Annotated in this window: 14 protein-coding genes and 1 pseudogene; 7 read left to right on the top strand and 8 right to left on the bottom strand. The window is 47.6% G+C overall.

All coding sequences use genetic code 11. The annotated features are described in order from the left end of the window. Nucleotides 1-131: 131 nt before the first annotated feature. From nirB to cobA, 5 genes are all read left to right on the top strand, one after another. Nucleotides 132-2,459: a nitrite reductase large subunit NirB gene (gene nirB / locus HWY38_RS07410; RefSeq protein WP_224181568.1), complete on the top strand. Its 2,328-nt coding sequence runs from the start codon at nt 132-134 to the stop codon at nt 2,457-2,459. Next, entirely contained in the window at nt 2,452-4,584 is a 2,133-nt protein-coding gene (nasC, locus tag HWY38_RS07405; RefSeq protein ID WP_224181567.1) for an assimilatory nitrate reductase catalytic subunit NasC, read from the top strand. The genes nirB and nasC overlap by 8 nt, the downstream gene beginning before the upstream one ends. A gap of 118 nt (nt 4,585-4,702) precedes the next feature. Beyond that, complete coding sequence (gene nasD / locus HWY38_RS07400) at nt 4,703-7,120, top strand: NADPH-nitrite reductase (RefSeq protein ID WP_088037493.1); 2,418 nt, start codon at nt 4,703-4,705, stop codon at nt 7,118-7,120. A 20-nt stretch (nt 7,121-7,140) separates the two neighbouring features. Next, a complete protein-coding gene (nirD, locus tag HWY38_RS07395) occupies nt 7,141-7,461 on the top strand; it encodes a nitrite reductase small subunit NirD (RefSeq protein ID WP_003156597.1) in 321 nt (106 codons plus the stop codon). 66 nt (nt 7,462-7,527) lie between these two features. Further along, entirely contained in the window at nt 7,528-8,967 is a 1,440-nt protein-coding gene (cobA, locus tag HWY38_RS07390) for a uroporphyrinogen-III C-methyltransferase (RefSeq protein ID WP_224181566.1), read from the top strand. A 55-nt stretch (nt 8,968-9,022) separates the two neighbouring features. Here cobA and HWY38_RS07385 read toward each other — a convergent pair whose 3' ends face one another. Then, a complete protein-coding gene (locus tag HWY38_RS07385) occupies nt 9,023-10,033 on the bottom strand; it encodes an NAD(P)/FAD-dependent oxidoreductase (protein ID WP_224181565.1) in 1,011 nt (336 codons plus the stop codon). Nucleotides 10,034-10,200: 167 nt separating this feature from the next. Between HWY38_RS07385 and HWY38_RS07380 the strand changes: the two genes are divergently transcribed. Both HWY38_RS07380 and HWY38_RS19250 read left to right on the top strand, forming a co-directional pair. Further along, nucleotides 10,201-11,055: an alpha/beta fold hydrolase gene (locus HWY38_RS07380; RefSeq protein WP_224181564.1), complete on the top strand. Its 855-nt coding sequence runs from the start codon at nt 10,201-10,203 to the stop codon at nt 11,053-11,055. Nucleotides 11,056-11,127: 72 nt separating this feature from the next. Continuing rightward, a pseudogene (locus tag HWY38_RS19250) lies at nt 11,128-11,232 on the top strand (permease); the annotation flags it as partial. Nucleotides 11,233-11,361: 129 nt separating this feature from the next. Here HWY38_RS19250 and HWY38_RS07375 read toward each other — a convergent pair. The 7 genes from HWY38_RS07375 to HWY38_RS07345 form a co-directional block, all read right to left on the bottom strand. Continuing rightward, nucleotides 11,362-12,597, bottom strand: a complete 1,236-nt coding sequence (locus HWY38_RS07375; RefSeq protein WP_003156600.1) for a PucR family transcriptional regulator — start codon at nt 12,595-12,597, stop codon at nt 11,362-11,364. 157 nt (nt 12,598-12,754) lie between these two features. Next, nucleotides 12,755-14,209 (bottom strand): sodium/proline symporter PutP, encoded by a 1,455-nt coding sequence (gene putP, locus HWY38_RS07370; RefSeq protein WP_224181563.1) that lies wholly within the window; start codon nt 14,207-14,209, stop codon nt 12,755-12,757. Between the two features lie 91 nt (nt 14,210-14,300). After that, nucleotides 14,301-15,848, bottom strand: coding sequence for an L-glutamate gamma-semialdehyde dehydrogenase (pruA, locus tag HWY38_RS07365; RefSeq protein WP_101669969.1), 1,548 nt, complete (start codon nt 15,846-15,848; stop codon nt 14,301-14,303). A 17-nt stretch (nt 15,849-15,865) separates the two neighbouring features. Next, nucleotides 15,866-16,777 carry a proline dehydrogenase family protein gene (locus tag HWY38_RS07360; protein WP_087920787.1) on the bottom strand — a complete coding sequence of 304 codons (912 nt, stop codon included), beginning with the start codon at nt 16,775-16,777 and terminating at the stop codon, nt 15,866-15,868. A 202-nt stretch (nt 16,778-16,979) separates the two neighbouring features. Beyond that, the gene (locus tag HWY38_RS07355) at nt 16,980-17,750 is read right to left on the bottom strand and encodes a nucleotidyltransferase domain-containing protein (RefSeq protein ID WP_224181562.1); all 771 of its coding nucleotides are present in this window, start codon (nt 17,748-17,750) and stop codon (nt 16,980-16,982) included. A 65-nt stretch (nt 17,751-17,815) separates the two neighbouring features. After that, nucleotides 17,816-18,772 carry a cephalosporin C deacetylase gene (gene cah, locus HWY38_RS07350; RefSeq protein ID WP_224181561.1) on the bottom strand — a complete coding sequence of 319 codons (957 nt, stop codon included), beginning with the start codon at nt 18,770-18,772 and terminating at the stop codon, nt 17,816-17,818. A 140-nt stretch (nt 18,773-18,912) separates the two neighbouring features. After that, complete coding sequence (locus HWY38_RS07345) at nt 18,913-19,473, bottom strand: shikimate kinase (protein WP_003156609.1); 561 nt, start codon at nt 19,471-19,473, stop codon at nt 18,913-18,915. Between the last annotated feature and the right edge of the window lie 119 nt (nt 19,474-19,592).

Genomic DNA, 19,592 nt, shown 5'->3' with positions numbered 1-19,592 from the left:
TATATGACCGGCATTCACCGGAAAAGACATGTGTAAGATAATGCGACACATTTAATGCGTTAATCAGGCAATGTGCCATAATTTCTCATAGAGAAGCAATCTTACAGGCAGCTGCAAAGGAGGTTTGGCGAATGAAGAAACAACGATTAATTGCAGCAGGGAACGGAATGGCCGGAATCCGCTGTATTGAACATATTTTAAAGATGAACCGTGACATGTTTGAGATTGTCATTTTCGGAAGCGAACCTCATCCCAATTACAATCGCATTCTCTTATCCTCCGTTTTACAAGGTGAGGTTTCGCTTGATGACATTACGCTGAATAGCCGCGAATGGTACGAGAAAAACGTAATTACGCTTTACACGGGAGAAACGGTTGTACACATTGATACAGAACGGCAGGTTGTCACAACGGATCGAAAGCGCAGCATGACTTACGATCAAATCATCCTTGCAACTGGCTCCTCTCCTTATATTCTCCCCATACCCGGAGCAGAGAAAGAAGGGGTCTGCGGCTTTCGGACAATAGAAGACTGCCAATCCCTTATCAATGCGGCCGGCCGGTATCAAAAGGCGGCGGTCATCGGCGCCGGTTTATTAGGTCTTGAAGCGGCCGCCGGCTTACGGCAGCTCGGCATGGACGTCAGCGTCATTCACCACTCTTCCGCTATTATGCAAAAACAGCTTGATCAAACGGCATCCCATCTGCTGCAAAAAGAACTGGAGCGAAAAGGCTTAGTCTTTCTTTTAGAGAAAGACACGGCATCCATTACAGGAAACTCACGGGCGGAAGGCATCCGTTTCAAAGACGGTTCTTCCATAGAAGCAGACCTGATTGTCATGGCCGCCGGTGTGAGGCCCAATATCCGATTGGCTTCATCTGCCGGACTTTCAGTGAACCGAGGAATCATCGTCAATCAATTCATGCAGACGAACAAACCGAATGTGTATGCCGTCGGTGAATGCGCGGAGCATGACGGGATTGTATACGGATTGGCGGCGCCGCTTTATGAACAGGGAAAAGTGCTCGCGCAGCATCTATGCGGCGTCCCGTGCGAAGGGTTTCAAGGCTTTGCACAATCTGCAGCCTTAAAAATAGCTGGTATTGATGTATGGTCGGCAGGAAAGGTGCACGAGGATGAGCACACAGCCGGCATATTGTTCCATGATGAGCATGCAGGCATCTACAAAAAAGCGCTCTTTGAGGACGATAAACCGGCCGGCTTTATTTTATTCGGGGACACGCGCGGTAAACAGCGGCTTCTCGACAGTCTTGTGAAGCAAAGAGATATTTCCATCGTGAAAAGGCAGCTCATGGAACCGGATCAAGGCGGTATATCCTTTGAATCCATGCCTTCCCATGAAACCATTTGCCAATGCAGCTCAGTGACCAAGGGCTCCATTGAAGAAGCGGTGAACAAATATGGCTTAAAAACCGCGGAGGAAGTAAAGCACATGACAAAAGCGTCCGGGTCTTGCGGAGGATGCAGGCCGCTCGTTGAAGACTTGCTGAAGTATATGGCGAGCGATGATTACACAAAACCCTCCCGCCAGCCTTCGTTTTGCGGCTGCACCGATTTGACGGAAGAAGAAGTCATCGCGGAACTTCGGCGCCGTCCGTTCACTGATGCTTCCGAGGTAATGAAAGAGATCGGCTGGAAAACAGAAAACGGCTGCCGCATTTGTATTCCGGCGCTTCACTATTACCTGGAAAGGACGCGGCCTGATTTTATGCAATTCAATGAAATATCGGCAGAAGAGACATGCACCCTGATTCCGCAAATGTACGGCGGACTGACAAGTGCGGCAGAGCTCAAAAACATCGCAGACGTCATTGAAACATACGGCATCCCCGGCGTTTCGATGACTGACAGTCACCGACTGAGGCTTTCCGGAATCAGGCCAAATGACCTTGCAAGCATCAGAAAAGCACTGAACATGCCGGTTTTCTCCCCCCGGCACCGCTGGACGATTCAAATCAGAGCATGTACGTGCGGACAGCATCGCTCCTTTCAAGAGCTGGCAAGCAGGATTGAACGAGATACCGACATGCTTGCCGTACCCGCTTATGTATCCGTCAGCTTGTCATGTGAAAACAATTGCACCGATGCTTACATTCAGGATATCGGCGCACTTCAGACACAAACTTGCTGGGAGATTTATATCGGGGGCGTCCGCGGAAAACAAGCCCGCGCCGGCAGCCTTTTTTGTGTGACGAATAACGAAGACAGTACCGCCGCTATGATGAAAGGCCTTATTCAGTATTATCGCGAAACGGCTCACTACAACGAAGCGATTTATCAATGGGTTGACAGACTCGGCCTCGTCCATATCAGAGAAATGCTGTTTGAAGAAGATATGCGGACACAGCTTCTGAAAAATCTCAGTTCAGACATATCCCTGCTGCAAAATCTGTCTGCCGGGAAAACGCCATACGAAAGGATGAAGCTTTTTGACTGAACCGATGCTCCGTTATTTCCGTGACAAACTGCAAGATATTCAATCGGAAAAAACATATGAGACGCAATGCCCGTTCTGCAGCATGCAATGCAAAATGCAGCTTACGGAACAAACCTTCGCGGCACGGAAGAAATACACTGCAATCGGCATTGATAATCCGACGACACATGGCCGTTTATGTACAAAAGGCATGAATGCCCATCAGCATGCCGTGCACTCTACCCGCATTACACGCCCCCTGCTTAAAAAAAACGGTGAATTTGTGCCTGTCTCTTGGGCTGAAGCACTGAATCGCATTAAGGAACAAATCAATCTGATTCAAACCGAACACGGTAATGATGCGATGGCCGTCTACGGGAGCGCCTCAATTACAAATGAAGAAGCCTATCTGCTTGGAAAGTTCGCACGGGTCGGCTTACAGACGAAATACATCGATTACAACGGGCGGCTCTGTATGTCTGCCGCAGCAACGGCGGCCGGCCAGACATTCGGCGCGGACAGGGGCCTGACGAATCCATTATCGGACATTCCGCATACACGTGTCATCATCCTGGCAGGCACCAATATCGCGGAATGCCAGCCGACGATCATGCCGTATTTTGATAAAGCGAAAGAAAACGGGGCTTACATTATCGCCATTGATCCCCGGGAAACGGCGACGACCAAAATAGCCGATCTTCACCTGAAAATCAAGCCCGGCACAGACGCCGCCCTGGCAAACGGACTCGTCAAAATCTGCATTGACGAACAGCTTACAGACAAAGACTTTATCCGCACACGCACAAACGGATTCGATAAGCTCAAACGGCATACCGACGCTTTGGATCTGAAAGAGATTTCCGAGCAGACAAGTGTTCCTTTGGAGCATATGCGAAAGGCCGCCGTGAAGTTTGCCAAGGAAACATCCGGCATGCTGTTTACAGCGCGGGGGATCGAACAGCAGACTGACGGTACCGCGGCGGTGAAAGCTTTCTTAAATATGGTGCTGATCACTGGAAAAATCGGCAAGCCCTTCTCAGGTTACGGGGCGATTACCGGTCAAGGCAACGGACAAGGCGCGCGAGAACATGGCCAAAAAGCGGATCAGCTTCCGGGCTACCGTTCTATCGAAATTGAAGAACACCGGGCGTATATTGCGAAGGTGTGGGGGATTCATCAGGATGAGCTGCCGCGAAAAGGCGTCTCAGCCTATGAAATGATAGAAAAAATAGATAGCGGCGACATCAAAGGACTGTTTCTCATGTGTTCCAATCCAGCTGTTTCCGGTCCAAATGCGAATTTCGTCAAACAAGCAATCAAGAAACTGAGATTCTTTGTCGCAGTTGATTTATTTATTTCTGAGACCGCGGCATTCGCAGATGTGATTTTACCCGCCTCCTCTTATTTGGAAGACGAAGGCACGATGACAAATGTAGAAGGCCGCGTGACATTAAGAGAAGCGAGCCGCACCTGCCCCGGAGAAGCGAAACATGATTGGCAGATTATCTGTGACATTGCCTCGGCTCTTGGTAAAGCTCATTATTTTCCCTATACGTCGGCGGAGGAAATCTTTAACGAACTGAGAGAAGCGAGCCGCGGCGGAATTGCTGATTACGCTGGCATCACCTATGACAGGCTCAGGCGGGAAGGCGGTATTCAGTGGCCATGTCCTGAAGCGGATCACCCCGGAACCGGGCGATTGTTTGAGCATTCATTTGCCCATCGCGATCACAGAGCTGAATTAAGCGTGATTCCAAATGAACCGGCCGTCCCGAAAGAGAAACCGAGCGCCGGCTATCCGCTTTATTTAACCACGGGAAGGGTGATGTCTCACTACTTAACGGGTGTCCAAACGAGAAAAAGCTCCGCCCTGGCTGCAAGACATTTCGAATCCTTTGTGGAAATCCACCCAAAAACGGCGGCCGACTATCATATCGAAGACCGTGTTCTCGTGAAGATAGAATCCCCCCGGGGCAGCATCACGGTCCGGAGCAGATGGTCGGAGAACGTACGAAAAGACACATTGTTTGTCCCCATCCATTGGTCTGACACGCAAAACGTCAACGATTTAATTGGTGAAGCCTTGGATCCGGACTGTAAAATGCCCGGTTTTAAGATGTGTGCGGTACGAATCAGCCCTATCTAATTTTCATAAAATTTTTAGATTTTTTCGTATTTTTTGTTACATTTCATAACATGCATCTTAAATATTTGTTTTTGCTGTGCTACGCTGAAAAAAACAAAGATAAGGAGCGGATCATCTGATGGGAAAAAAACAGCTAGTCCTTGTTGGAAATGGAATGGCCGGGGTAAGAGCGATTGAAGAAATACTGCGTGTTTCAAAAGACGAATTTGAGATTACAATATTCGGGGCCGAACCTCATCCCAACTATAACCGAATCCTTCTGTCAAAAGTGCTGCAAGGCGATACCGACATTCAAGACATTACGTTAAACGATTGGAACTGGTACAAAGAAAACAACATTCAGCTGTATACCGGTGAAACAGTCATCAAAGTCGACACGGAAAACCAAACCGTCATCACCGATGCAGACAGAATCCAGCCTTACGATGAACTCATTCTGGCGACAGGCTCTGTCCCTTTTATCCTTCCGATTCCGGGCGCAGACAAACAAGGCGTCACGGCATTCCGGGACATAAAAGATACCGACACGATGCTCGCCGCGTCAAAACAATATAAAAAAGCAGCCGTCATCGGCGGCGGACTGCTGGGTTTGGAAGCCGCGCGCGGACTGCTGAATCTCGGCATGGACGTGTCTGTCATCCACCTCGCCCCATTCCTGATGGAGCGCCAGCTTGACGCAGCGGCGGGACGCCTGCTGCAAAACGAGTTAGAAAAACAAGGCATGACCTTTTTCCTTGAAAAACAAACCGAAGAAATTCTCGGTACTGACCGTGTCGAAGGCGTACGCTTTAAAGACGGCACAAGTATCGAAGCTGATCTGGTCGTCATGGCGGTCGGCATCCGCCCGAATACACAGCTTGGCACAGAAAGCGGCATCCCGGTAAACCGCGGAATCATTGTCAACGATTATATGCAGACTGAAATTCCGCACATTTACGCGGTCGGTGAATGTGCCGAGCACCGCGGAATCGCATACGGTCTTGTGGCGCCGCTCTATGAACAGGCAAAAGTGCTTGCCAAACATATTTGCGGCATTGAAACAAAACCGTACGAAGGCTCCGTTCTCTCCACTCAATTAAAGGTATCAGGCGTCGAGGTCTTCTCTGCCGGCGACTTTGATGAATCAGAGGACAAAAAGGCAATAAAAGTGTTCGATGAACAGGACGGCATTTATAAAAAAATCATCCTGAGGGGCAATCAAATTGTCGGCGCTGTTTTGTTCGGAGACAGCAGCGAAGGCAACCGCCTGTTTTCTATGATTCAAAAAGAAGCAGATATCTCTGAAACCTCCAAAATATCAATCTTACAGCCTCTTGATCAGGAAGCAGGCGCAAGCATGACCGCGGCGATGAGCGACGATGAAATCATCTGCGGCTGCAACGGCGTTTCAAAAGGTGCGATTATTCAAGCCATTCAGGAAAAAGGCTGCACATCAACGGACGAAATCAAAGCATGCACCGGGGCATCCCGTTCCTGCGGAGGCTGTAAACCGCTCGTAGAAGACATTCTTCAATATACACTGGGCTCAGAATTTGACTCATCCGCGCAAAAAGAAGCGATTTGCGGCTGCACCTCACTGTCGAGAGATGAAGTCGTAGAAGAAATCAAAGCCAAAGGGCTCTCACATACGAGAGAAATCATGAACGTGCTCGGCTGGAAAACGCCGGAAGGCTGCTCCAAATGCCGGCCTGCCCTCAACTACTACTTAGGCATGATTAATCCGGCTGCATACGAGGATGACAGAACATCCCGTTTTGTGAACGAACGGATGCACGCCAATATTCAAAAGGACGGAACATACTCAGTCGTTCCCCGGATGTACGGGGGCGTAACCAACTCTCAAGATCTCCGCAAGATCGCCGATGTCGTCGACAAGTATGAAATCCCGCTCGTTAAAATGACCGGCGGCCAGCGAATTGATCTCATCGGCGTAAAAAAAGAAGATCTTCCGAAAGTATGGGCCGAGCTTGATATGCCGTCAGGCTACGCGTACGGAAAAACACTCCGCACGGTAAAAACGTGCGTAGGCGAACAATTCTGCCGCTTCGGCACACAAGACTCCATGGCACTGGGTATTGCGCTTGAGAAAAAATTCGAAGGGCTCAATACGCCTCATAAGGTTAAAATGGCCGTGTCCGCCTGCCCGCGGAACTGTGCGGAATCAGGCATTAAGGACCTTGGCGTTGTCGGCATCGACGGAGGCTGGGAGCTTTATGTCGGCGGAAACGGCGGAACCCATTTGCGCACCGGTGATTTGCTGATGAAAGTAAAAACGAATGAAGAAGTCTTAGAATACGCGGGTGCTTACCTTCAGTACTACAGAGAAACGGCAAACTATCTGGAGCGGACATCCGCATGGCTTGAGCGCGTCGGTTTATCTCATGTCCAATCCGTATTAAACGATCCGGAAAAACGGCAGGAGCTCAACGACAGAATGAATGAGACACTCTCTGTCCACAAAGATCCGTGGCAATACTTCCTTAAAGATAAAAAAGCTTCTAAAGATCTATTCGAAAATGTCGTCACGACTTCATAAAACAGTAAGGGGGAACGGACATGGTTAATAAAGATATGACAAAGGTTTGCATAGGCAATGTAAACGAATTACCCGAGGAGTTAGGAAAAACCGTATATATAGAAGATAAAGAGCTTGCCGTATTTAAGCTTTCTGACGGGAGCGTCCGCGCCGTCGAAAACCGCTGTCCCCATAAAGGGGGCGTCCTGGCTGAAGGCATCGTCAGCGGAGAATACGTCTTCTGTCCGATGCATGACTGGAAGATTTCCTTAGAAGACGGAAAAGTCCAAGAGCCGGATCATGGCTGTGTCAAAACATACGAAACACTGATCGAAGGAGAGAATGTATACCTCCTGTATTGATCAAAGACCGGATCACTTTTCCAAGTGGTCCTTCATTTTTTAAATTGCTGAAGGGATGACGCCATCATGAAAAACGGAATCGTATATTTTGTCGGTGCCGGACCAGGAGACCCGGGGCTGATCACCGTAAAAGGAAAACAGGCTCTGGAGAAAGCGGATATCATTTTGTATGACCGGCTCGCAAACCCAAAGTTTCTTGAATATGCCTCACCGGACTGCCGGTTCATTTATTGCGGAAAGCTGCCCGACCGTCATTTTATGAAACAGTCTGAGATAAATGCCCTGCTGATTGAAAAAGCGGCGGAGGGCTGCACCGTCGTCCGCTTGAAAGGCGGAGACCCAAGTGTGTTCGGCAGAGTCGGCGAAGAAGCGGAGGCGCTTCATCAGCACGGCATCCGCTACGAAATGGTGCCCGGCATCACCTCGGGAATCGCAGCGCCGCTGTATGCGGGAGTCCCCGTCACCCATCGTGATTTCGCTTCGTCCTTCGCGATGATCACCGCTCATGATACATCATTGCAAGGCAGGCCGAATCTCGACTGGGAAGGGCTTGCCCGAAGCGTTCAAACGCTTGTGTTTTACATGGGCGTTAAAAATCTGTCGTTTATATGCCGGCAGCTTATGGAGTACGGAAAATCCCCTTCCGTTCCCGTACTCGTCATTCAATGGGGGACGTGGGGGCGGCAGCGGAGCGTTAAAGGAACGCTTCAGGACATCCATGAAAAAGTTCAAAGCCAAAACATCACCAACCCTGCCATTATCGTCATCGGTGATATTGTCAATTTTCAAACACACAGCTGGTTTGAAAGCAAACCGTTCATCGGGCGGCATATCATGGTTGTCACTCATGGCGATGAAGAACATACATTGACAGACAAGCTGCGCGAGTATGGCGCCGATGTTATTGAGTGGCCGAAGCGGATCGTTAAAAAAATGCCCGCAAACGAAAACATCCTGAAACAGATCAGCACCTTTGAACATATATCTTTCACATCACGCCTTGCGGTATGCGAATTCTTTGACACACTGGCTTTCAAGCAGATCGACATCCGCCGGGTGACCGCAAGCCTGAATGCAGCGACTGAGGCCGCAAAGACGGAACTGACAAAACGGGGCTTTCTCCTATCCGAATGTCAAATTGATTCTCCGCATTCGCTCATTGTAGGAAGCCGTCAAGCAGCAGAAAACTTGTCAGACTCAAAATCATGCTCTTTTTATATCACCCATGAGCATATCGCGGATGAGCGGTTCACTTCCATGATCGAACGCACGATCAGTGAGTCTCCTCTGCAAATGATTATCTGTACGGGCAAAGAATCCGCTCAGCATTTGATCAGCGCCGGAAAACAAATCGGCATATCACCGGATCCGTCAGCAAACCGCCCTCCCGTCATCTGCATGGGCGAAGACGTCCCCGCCGGCTGCGGGTTTACCGCCGTGAAAAATCAGGAACAGTTATTTGCGTTTATACGAAATGAAATGAAAGACATGCTCGTTCACAGCTGATACGCCGGAATGCTTTTTCTGACCCCCAGGCTCAACATCGGGGGTCAGCCCTTTTTTATTGTGTCACTAATTTTTTATGATGAGTCGAATACATCGCCATCTGTTCCGCCTGCGGGTCCAAATAGGCTTTGGCGCTGTTCACGGCGGTCGGCCCCTCCGTGAAACCGCCGGCAATCAATCTGAGCTTGCTTTCATAATGGGCGGCGTCACCGGCGACAAACACGCCCGGAAGATTCGTCCGCATATGTCTGTCAGCTTTAATCCTGCCTTCTTCTATCTCAAGCCCCCAGTCCTTCATCGGACCGAGATCAATTTTAAACCCGTGGTTGATAATGAGCTCATCAAGCTTGATGTCTTCAGAAAGTCCGGACTCAGTTTGGCAAACGGTGACGCTCTCGATCCGTTCTCCGGTGCCGTTGAGATGCTTCAGACGATACGGCGCAAGCACCCGCACGGAAGACCGCTTCATTTTCGCGACGCTGCTTTCCAAACCGCCGAACTCCTCCCTGCGGTGCAAGACGGTAACAGACGCCGCAATCGGTTCCAGCTCATTCGCCCAGTCAACCGCGGTATCTCCCCCTCCGGAAATCACGACATGCTTATCTCGAAACGAATCAAGCTTCTCCACCTTATAATGAAGGTTCTTTCCCGAATAACGGCTCGCATCCGCGCTGTCAAGTTCATTGACCTCAAGCGTCCCCATGCCGACGGCCAAAATCACCGTGCGCGTATAGTGCTTTTCCCCTTTGGAACTTTCCAGCACAATGGTTCCGTCTTCCAGCCGTTCAAATCCGGTCACCCGCTGATTCAACACGATATCCGGCTTAAATGTCGCAGCCTGTTCCTTCAGCTGCTTAATCAGCTGTTCTCCGGCAATCCCGGGTATTCCGCCGATATCACGGATGATTTTTTCAGGGAAAAACATAGACACTTTCCCTCCGAGCCGCGGCAAAAACTCGATCACTTTCGTTTTCAGCTCGCGCATCCCGCAATAAAAAGCCGCAAACAGGCCGATCGGGCCTCCGCCTATAATCGTGACGTCATACACCTCATGATTTTCCGCCATCGTTCTGCCTCCCGTTTATATCTATACTTCAAACACTTTTAATTGAGAATCAATATCAATGAAAGTATAACACATATTGAGGAGAAGTGTTTATTCATTTCTGCTCTTCTCCTTGTGATAAAAGGTTGAAAACCCTATAATAAGCAAAAAACAAGTCGGAGGAATAGATGAAAAGACGAGTCGAAACGATCACTTTCGAAGGGTATACACTAGAATATTCTGTTACTGGTGAGGGAGCCCCCATTCTTGTCATGCATGGCGGGCATTCAAATTGTTACGAGGAATTCGGATACACGGCATTAATTGAGCAGGGATACTGCATCATCACACCATCAAGGCCCGGCTATGGCCAAACGTCAAAAGAAATTGGAAAAAGTCTTGCCGACGCCTGCCGTTTCTACGTGAAATTATTAGATTATTTAGAAATCGAAAGCATCCATGTAATCGCCATCTCAGCAGGAGGCCCCAGCGGCATATGCTTTGCCTCCCAATATCCGAAAAGGGTCAATACATTAATCCTGCAATCCGCAATTACAAAAAAATGGCTTACCTCAAAAGACATTGAATTTAAAATAGGAAGAATGCTCTTTCGCCCGCCGATGGAAAAGTGGGTATGGAAGCTAATTTCAGCTTTGAATAACGCCTTCCCCCGTTTGATATTTCAACTTATGAGTCCGCAATTCAGCACACTTGCGTTTCAGCGAATCAAGTCCCTGATGGATGAAAAAGACATAGAAGCATTTCGGGAAATGAACAGCCGGCAGCGCTCAGGTGAAGGATTTCTGCTTGACCTATCACAAACCGCCGCTATCACTTCAACAGAGCTGCAGACCATCTCATGCCCCGTACTAATCATGCAAAGTGTTTATGATGGACTAATCGACAAATCACATGCATATTACGCAAAAAAACATATTCCTGACGCCACTCTCTATTTGCTTCACTCATGGGGACACCTGATTTGGCTCGGAAAAGAAGCAGCTGAAACAGATAGAATCATACTCAATTTTTTAGCCCCCTAAATAAAGCGCAAAAACTCTTGTCCGTCAAACAAGCGATGCTTTTTTCTAGTAAACATGAGAAGAGGTTTTATTATGACAGCACAATCATCTTTTCTTCAGCTGAATTCTATTTGATCAGCATTTTAATAGGTGATTGGCGTCATACATTCTGGAACGTTCCAAATGTTTGTTTATGAAGCTGCTTTCCTTCCGTTTGATTCTGATTCGATCCCTATTGTAAAAGCGACTGTTCGGATCACCATTAAAAGTATGATACCCATATCTTCACAGAAGATTTCGAAACCAGTACGGCGACTGGTTTCTTTTTTATCTCTTTTTCATCAGCATGATATCGAGATACAGCTGGCACCTTGTCCTGAAGTCGTTTAAATTAATTGATGTCATGTCAAGAATCTGTTTGATACGGTAGTTCAATGTGTTTTGATGAATAAAAAGCTGTTCTGCGGCTGGTTTTGTTTTGCAGTTATTGAGGAGATAGATTTCTAACGTTTTCAGCAGTTCGGTACTGCTTTCTCTGTCTTTGGCTTTTAATAACGCTAAATCATCGTTTACATATTCCAGTGAGGCGTTTTTTTCTTCGATGCTTTCAAGATAGCGGTAAATCCCTAGCTTACTGTATTCGTACGGGATATTTTCCTGGTTTCCGGTAATTTCGGCGGCCTTTATGACTTCAAGGGCTTCTATATAACTTTTGCCGAGCTTCAGGATGCTGCTGTATTCATTGCCGATTCCGATATAGATGGGAGTGGGGATCTTCTGAAAGTGAAAATGAGTCAGCAGTTTGTGGATGAATTCAGATGCTGCCGAAGTGCCGGAGCTTTTTTGCGAGAAGCTTGCGACGACGATGACAATATTGGAATCAATGGTTAAGACGTGACTGACTTTATCCCGCAAATTCAAGTACGATTTGATATTTTCCTTCACATCTTCGACTGCCTCCCCATCCCCATTTGCGGCGTGCAGGACGACTACCGAAAAAACCGACGGCAGCACGGCGTTCATCTTTTCCGCTTCCCGCCTGAACTCCTTTTCAGAGGAGAATTGCTGAAAGATCGCCCGTTTCACCAGGTCTTCCGCTCTTTCTTCTTTTTCCTGTTTCAGCCGGTTCGTTTTATAGATGATTTTTCCGACATGGAATGAAGTTTCATATAAAAAATCGAGCTCCTCGTCCGTCAAGTTTCGGTCGAGCTCCTGAATCCAGATGTAGCCCATCACTTCCCCTTTATGTTTTGCGCTTACAACCACTCTCTGATTCAGTCCGATACTGTCTATTTTTTCGACACGGAACGGTTCAGGAACGGTTTTCAGCTTTTCGATCACCCCGTCCTTCAGAAACCTTTCAAAAATCTGCACGGGGCATTTTTTTGAAAATATCGTCTGCTGGTTGGCGGAGTCGAAGTGATTAATGTAATAAGAATTATAGGCAAGCAAAAAGAAATCCGCGCTTTCCAGAATAACGGGCTTCTGCAATTCATAACTGATGAAATCAATTAATTTATCAATGTCCGTAAATGAAAAAACTCTCTCTAAAAGCTCTTCCATACCTATTTCTCCTATGCTCTTTTTATCTTTATCATACTCTGCGGGGTTACTTTTTGTATAGAAAAAAATTCACATATTCCCAAAACGGCATGATCCGAAAGCCTGTATCGTGAAAAGAGGAAAAAGGGCGGTCCCTTCTTCCTCTCGTTCCTTGCTTTTATTGAGAAAGTGTATCACGGTACTCATGAAACTGATCTGTGACATCTTTTGACGGAGCCTGTGTCAATAAGCTGACGACAAATACAGCGGCAAGGCTTACAGCAAAGCCCGGAATGATTTCGTACAAAAAGTCTGAAAGACCGGCATTCGCCCAAATGATTACGGTAATCGCTCCCGCAATCATGCCGGCGAGTGCCCCCCATTTCGTCATCCGTTTCCAAAATAAACTGAGCAGTACGACCGGCCCGAATGACGCGCCGAATCCCGCCCATGCATAGCTGACAAGACCAAGTATCGTGTTGTTTTTCTCCCAAGCGAGCACCAAAGCGATGATTGACACCGCAAGGACTGCCATTCTCCCCAGAAATACGAGTTCCTTATCAGAAGCCGAACGCCTGAACATGGACTTATACAAATCCTCTACTAAAGAACTGGACGTAACGAGCAGCTGAGACGAAATCGTACTCATAATGGCCGCTAAAATCGCAGAAATGAGAAATCCCGTAATAATCGGGTGGAACAGAATGTTGCCGAGCTGAATAAAAATGGTTTCCGGATCAGCCAGCTTCAGTCCGTGCTGGTGATAATACGCGATTCCCGCAAGACCCGTAAACAGCGCGCCTAGTGCAGACAAAATCATCCATCCCATTCCGATCCGTCTGGCGCGTTTGATTTCTTTCACAGATGTGATCGCCATAAAGCGCACAATAATATGCGGCTGCCCGAAATAGCCGAGCCCCCACGCAAATAAAGAAATAATGCCAAGGACGGTGGTCCCTTTGAACATATTAAACAGTTCCGGGTTGACGGAACGGATATCGGCAACGGTTTCCCCCGGTCCGCCCGTATGAAAAATTGCCACAATCGGCACGAGAATAAGCGCCGCAAACATAATGATCCCTTGGACAAAGTCCGTCCAGCTTACCGCCAAAAAGCCTCCGAACAAGGTGTAGGCGACAACGACGCCTGTCACGACCCACAGCCCCGTGTGGTACTTCAACCCTAAAATGCTGTTGAATAAGACGCCTCCTGAGACCATGCCGGATGATACGTAAAAAGTGAAAAAGATAAGAATAACAAGACCTGAAAACAGTCTGAGAAGCTTCGTATGATCACCGAAACGATTTTCAAGGAAACCCGGAATGGTGATGGAATTCCCCGCTTTTTCGGTATACGTTCTCAGCCTCGGCGCCACGAAAAGCCAGTTCGCCCACGCTCCGAGAACAAGTCCGAACACAATCCAAGCGCCGCTTAATCCCGTCGAGAACATGGCGCCCGGAAGCCCCATCAAGAGCCATCCGCTCATATCCGCCGCTCCCGCGCTGAGCGCTGTGACGGCAGGGCCTAAAGAACGCCCCCCGAGCATGTAATCCGTCAGATTTGACGTCCGTCTGTAGGCGTAATAGCCGATAAACAGCATGCCCGACATATAAATACAAATGGAAATAATCAACTGAATGTTTGCTATGGCATTTCCTCCTCCGCTTTATATGTTTATGGTGAAATGGACACCCCCCGCGAGGAGGATGCCCATTCAGTCCCTCTTAAAACATTTCACTGATTGTTTTCGCCTGCATGTGGAGAGCCAAGTAATCCGGGCCGCCCGCTTTTGAATCAGTGCCGGACATTTTGAAGCCGCCGAACGGATGGTAGCCGACAATCGCTCCCGTACAATTACGGTTGAAGTACAGGTTGCCGACATGGAATTCCTGTTTCGCCCGTTCAATATGTTTGCGGTTATTTGTAATGACCGCGCCTGTCAAACCATATTCAGTATTGTTGGCCACTTCTAAAGCTTCATCAAAGTTTGACACTTTAGAAAACGCCACGACAGGCCCGAAAATTTCTTCCTGCATGAGTCTTGCTTTCGGATCAAGGTCAGCGAAGATCGTCGGTTTGATGAAGTATCCTTTCGAATCATCACCAGTGCCGCCGCTTACTAAACGCCCTTCCTGTTTTCCGATCTCAATATAGCTCATAATTTTATCATAAGAACCTTGGTCGATGACAGGCCCCATATAAACATCTGCACTGTCAGGTTTAGCAGTTACTTTTGATTCCGTAATTTCAATGACACGCTCTAATACTTGATCATACACTTTTTCATGGACAACTGCACGTGAACCTGCAGAACATTTTTGTCCGGCGAAGCCGAATGCAGATGTAAAGATCGATTGAGCCGCTAATTCAATGTCCGCATCTTCGTCAACGACAACCGTATCTTTACCGCCCATTTCAGCAATGACACGCTTTAAGTGTTGCTGTCCCGGCTGCACTTTTGCCGCGCGTTCGAAAATTCTCGTACCGACTTCACGTGATCCTGTAAATGTGATAAGGCTTGTTTTCGGATGGTCAACAAGATAATCGCCTACTTCTGCTCCGCTTCCCGGCACAAAGTTGACTACGCCTTTTGGCAATCCGGACTCTTCAAGCACCTCAACAAATTTTGCTGCAATAACAGGTGTAGCACTCGCAGGTTTTAGAACCACTGTGTTTCCAGTAACGATCGGCGCCACTGTTGTTCCTGCCATGATCGCAAACAAGAAGTTCCACGGCGGAATAACAACTGTCACTCCAGTCGGCGTGTACACATATTGGTTTTTCTCGCCCTCACGGCTGTTGACCGGCTTGCCTTTTGCCAGTTCGATCATTTGGCGTGCATAATACTCCATAAAGTCGATGGCTTCAGCCGTATCTGCATCAGCTTCGTTCCAAGGTTTTCCCGCTTCCTTGACAAGCAGGGCGGAGAATTCGTGCTTTCTGCGGCGGACTTTGGCAGCTGCGCGGAACAAAACGGCCGCTCTTTCTTCAGGGGATGTGTATCTCCACTCTTCGAACGCTTTCGCAGCTGCTTCAATCGCCTGCTCCGCGTGCTCCTGAGACGCCTTTGACACTTTTCCGACGACTTCTTCTTTATCAGCCGGATTGATTGAAACGATTTTCGCTTCCGTCTCTACCTTTTCACCGTTGATGACGAGCGGATAATCTTTTCCCAGATACTCATTTACCGTCGCAAGCGCTTTCTTAAATTCTTCAACGTTCGATTGATCTTGGAAATTCGTGAATGGTTCGTGTTTATAAGGTGTAGTCATTGTCATCTCTCCCTTTTTTACTTCTTAGTCATTCCTTTAAAGGCGAATGCGATGTTTGAGGGGCGTTCGGCGAGCCGTCTCATGAAATAGCCGTACCAGTCATCCCCGTAAGGCAGGTAGACTCTCATGCGGTATCCTTCTTCCACCAGGCTGAGCTGGGTTTGCGAGCGCATGCCGTACAGCATCTGAAACTCAAAACGGTCGTTTGGAATGCCGTGCTCTTTGGCAAGCTGTTTTGTAAACTCGATCATTTTGTCATCATGCGTGGCAACTGCCGTATAATGTCCTTTTAAAAGCTGTTTGCGGATGAGTCTTTTATAATTTTCATCAACGTCGCTTTTTTCAGGATAGGCCACCTTTTCCGATTCTTTATAGGCCCCTTTGACAAGCCGCAGAAACGGATTCAGCGGGCTGAGGTCATCAAGATCCTTCTCCGTTCTGTACAGATAAGCCTGCACCACGGTGCTTACATATTCATACCGGCTCCGGAAGTCTTTAAAGATATCCAGCGTTTTCTGGCATCTCGTTTCATCTTCCATGTCAATCGTCACCATGACTTTATGTTTTTCAGCCGTCTGGAGGATTTTCGTCATATTTTCATAGACAAGATCGAGATCTATATCAAGACCTAAAGACGTCATTTTTAATGACACTTGGGAATTCAGCTGTTCATCAGCGATTAAGGCGATGGTCTGCATGCACTCCTCGGTGCGTTCTTTCGCGACATCACCACTGTTGACAAATTCCCCCAAATGATCGACAGTAACTGACAGCCCCTGGCTGTTCAAATGTCGGATTGTCGGGATAGAACTGCGGAAATCCATTCCTCCGATGATTTTGCCGGCTGCCACACGGCTTCCCCAGCTTCGCGCCATCTTATTGAGAAAGCTGCTCTTGGATAAAAATAAGAAAAAATCTCTTGTAATCACTTCCAACCTTAACACCCCGCAATCTAAGAAGTATTTGTATGAGTCTATTGTAAATGGACAAAACATCCTCTCACAATATTCTAAAAATACAAAGATTCTGATAAATTTTTGTGGTTTTACCACAATCAGCTTCTTAGATAGCAGGCGGATTATGCCGAAAAATGGCGGACGGAAATGACGGCAATCGTCAATTTCCGCCTTTTTACCCCCACGCCTCTTCGACGGTCTGAATCAATAGCTGATTCAGTTCCTCCGTTATGTCAGGTTTCGGCGTTTTGATCGTTTTGACATAGTGCCCGATGCGTTCTATTTCTTCTTCTATAAACGCATGAATCATCGTATTTCTCGGTTCCGGAGCCAGCTCCTGACCGCTTTTTTTCCTTGTAAGCAGTGTATTGATTTCAGAAATGAGCGCTTCATCCGTCAATAAGGCATCGGCCAGTACGGGAAATGACATCGGCGGTACGGAGCCGAACGTTTCAATCCATCTGCAGGCAAGGAGAGGACGCAGAACATAAAAATACTTTTTAATCTTCACTTCACTGCCCCGCAATTCCGTTTTTTCATTCCGTTTTGCCATATTGAGATAATGATAGATGCCGGCTTCAGGCGAAAAGGCGCGGTTTTTCAGTTTTCGAAGCTTTTCAGCCGCTGAGAAAGCTTCATAATAGATCATCTTAGAAGAGAACCATTCCAAAAGAGGCGGATTTGATTTTTTAAAAAGCCGCAGCGCTTTTCTCAGTTCCCAGCCGCTGATGTCAAGCATGTCATGAATCGGCTCTTCTATGACATCCCTATGCGGTTCGATCGAAAAGTACCATTCTTTTTTCGGCACATAGAGAAACCGTACATCGTAGTCGCTGTCGCTTGACGGAAATCCCCATGCGCGGCTCCCTGATTCTACGGCATAAAGCACCTTGACGCCGTGCTGTGCTTCAATTCGTTTTAATTCTTCGATGATCTTTTGTTTCATCTGTATCCGTCCTTTTCCGTGATCATTCCTGAAAAAAGCCCAAGTACTTGGGCTTTTCGCTATCGTCAGCCTTTCAGATGCGCTTTCAGAAAGGCCAGCTTTTCCGTATGGAAAGAAGGTATGTATTCATGTCCGAAATACCGGTAAACCTTCAATTCTTTTTCCGTTTCCAGATGATTGTAAGCGGCAAACACCGTCGACGGCGGAGTCACGCGGTCAATCAGCCCGATGGACATGAGCACCGGAACTTTTACGCGGTCCGCCAGATTCATGATATCAAAATAGGCCAGTGTATTCATCGCGGCCTTCTCCGTTTCAGGGCTGCCGTTCTTTCTGAAAAAGGAGTTAATCTCAAGATACGGCTCATCAAGAGCGACATCAATGGCCCGCTCAAAATTGCTTAAATAAGGATAATCGGCCGCAACCGCTCTCGGAATGTCAGATAGTGCCGCCGCGGCGATTGAAAGGCCGCCTCCCTGGCTCCCGCCGATGACGGCGATCCTCGTTTCATCCACTTCATCAAAGCTGCTGATGACTTCCAAAGCCCGGACGGCATCTAAGTACACGCCGCGGTAATAATATGTATCTTTATCTAAAATCCCTTTTGTCATCCAGCCGGGAACGTGTCCGTGCGGTGAGACGCTTGTATCTGTGCTGCTGTGCTGACCGCGGACAAGCATGCCGAATGCGGCATATCCGTGTAGCGCCCAATTTACGATGTCATGTATATCCCCGTCATAGCTCGCGTTATAGCCGTGATATTTCACGATGGCCGGATGCGGTCCTTGCCGGTCGGGAACGGCGTACCATCCCTCAATTTCCGCCTTGCCGAAGCTTCGGTATGTCAGCCGGAATACTTTCACGCCGTCAGCCGGGTAGCTTTCAGCCCTCAATTCAGGCTTTGCCTCTTCCTTTGCAAGCTCATGTAATGATGATGCCCAAAAATCCGAAAAGTCATGAGGAGCGGTTTTATTTGGTTTATAGGTTTGCAGTTGGTCGAGCGGCAAGTCGTATAATTGCATATCCGATTATTCTCCTTTGTTTTATAAGATTTAATTTTCTGACTCTATCTTAACACGATTTTACACTCATTTTCTAAACATTTTAATAAACGTTTGTTTAAAAACAAAAAAGCCGTGCGCTCACAGCGTCACGGATCTTTTTACATCGGCTGATACAGGTCCCAGCCGATTTTTAACGTTTCTACGATATAATCGGCTATTTCTTCTGGTTCCAGATTATCCGTCGCCACTTTTGAATTATGTTTATCATAGATGCTTTGGCGCTCGTTAAAGAGCTGCTGCATTTCATCCATGGAACGGTTATGCAGAACGGGACGGCTTTCAATCAGCAGATCAGCCCGCTGCTTCCAATTCTCCCATGATAGATCAAGATGGAGCACGAGACAGTTTTCAAGGCAGCACTGTCTGATTTCCTCTTGTTTAAACGAACCGCCCCCAAGCGACACAATTTTGAATTTCGTATTGCGGCAGATATCTAATATATAATCCTTTTCGGTCTGACGGAAAAAGGCTTCACCTTTTTTCTCAAACATTTCCGGGATGGACATATTGAAATCTTTCTCAATCTGCAGATCAATATCAATGAAGTCTCTGTATAATTTCTTAGCGACCAGCTGGCCGATTGTTGTCTTTCCGACACCCATGAATCCGATCAGTACGATATTTCTTTCTCTTACGGGAATGGCACGTTTTGCGTTCATCTTCGGCGAAATCCTCCTAAGAAATGAAAAAGTTATGTTTATTATATGATAACTCAATATTGAAATATAGAGATAATGCAATGAAAGAAAACCCATCCTTTATTAAGAAGAGATGAGTT

The organism is Bacillus sp. KS1, from assembly GCF_020075515.1.
GTDB classification, from domain to species: domain Bacteria; phylum Bacillota; class Bacilli; order Bacillales; family Bacillaceae; genus Bacillus; species Bacillus velezensis.
The sequence above is the reverse complement of the archived record's forward strand: the minus strand, read 5'-3'. Positions and strand labels throughout refer to the sequence as shown.

Coding starts and splice junctions, on each gene's coding strand:
- nirD (WP_003156597.1), top strand. CDS start 7,141: ATGGTTAATAAAGATATGACAAAGGTTTGCATAGGCAATGTAAACGAA.
- cah (WP_224181561.1), bottom strand. CDS start 18,772: ATGCAATTATACGACTTGCCGCTCGACCAACTGCAAACCTATAAACCA.
- nirB (WP_224181568.1), top strand. CDS start 132: ATGAAGAAACAACGATTAATTGCAGCAGGGAACGGAATGGCCGGAATC.
- pruA (WP_101669969.1), bottom strand. CDS start 15,848: ATGACTACACCTTATAAACACGAACCATTCACGAATTTCCAAGATCAA.
- nasD (WP_088037493.1), top strand. CDS start 4,703: ATGGGAAAAAAACAGCTAGTCCTTGTTGGAAATGGAATGGCCGGGGTA.
- HWY38_RS07345 (WP_003156609.1), bottom strand. CDS start 19,473: ATGAACGCAAAACGTGCCATTCCCGTAAGAGAAAGAAATATCGTACTG.
- HWY38_RS07375 (WP_003156600.1), bottom strand. CDS start 12,597: ATGGAAGAGCTTTTAGAGAGAGTTTTTTCATTTACGGACATTGATAAA.
- cobA (WP_224181566.1), top strand. CDS start 7,528: ATGAAAAACGGAATCGTATATTTTGTCGGTGCCGGACCAGGAGACCCG.
- HWY38_RS07355 (WP_224181562.1), bottom strand. CDS start 17,750: ATGAAACAAAAGATCATCGAAGAATTAAAACGAATTGAAGCACAGCAC.
- HWY38_RS07385 (WP_224181565.1), bottom strand. CDS start 10,033: ATGGCGGAAAATCATGAGGTGTATGACGTCACGATTATAGGCGGAGGC.
- HWY38_RS07380 (WP_224181564.1), top strand. CDS start 10,201: ATGAAAAGACGAGTCGAAACGATCACTTTCGAAGGGTATACACTAGAA.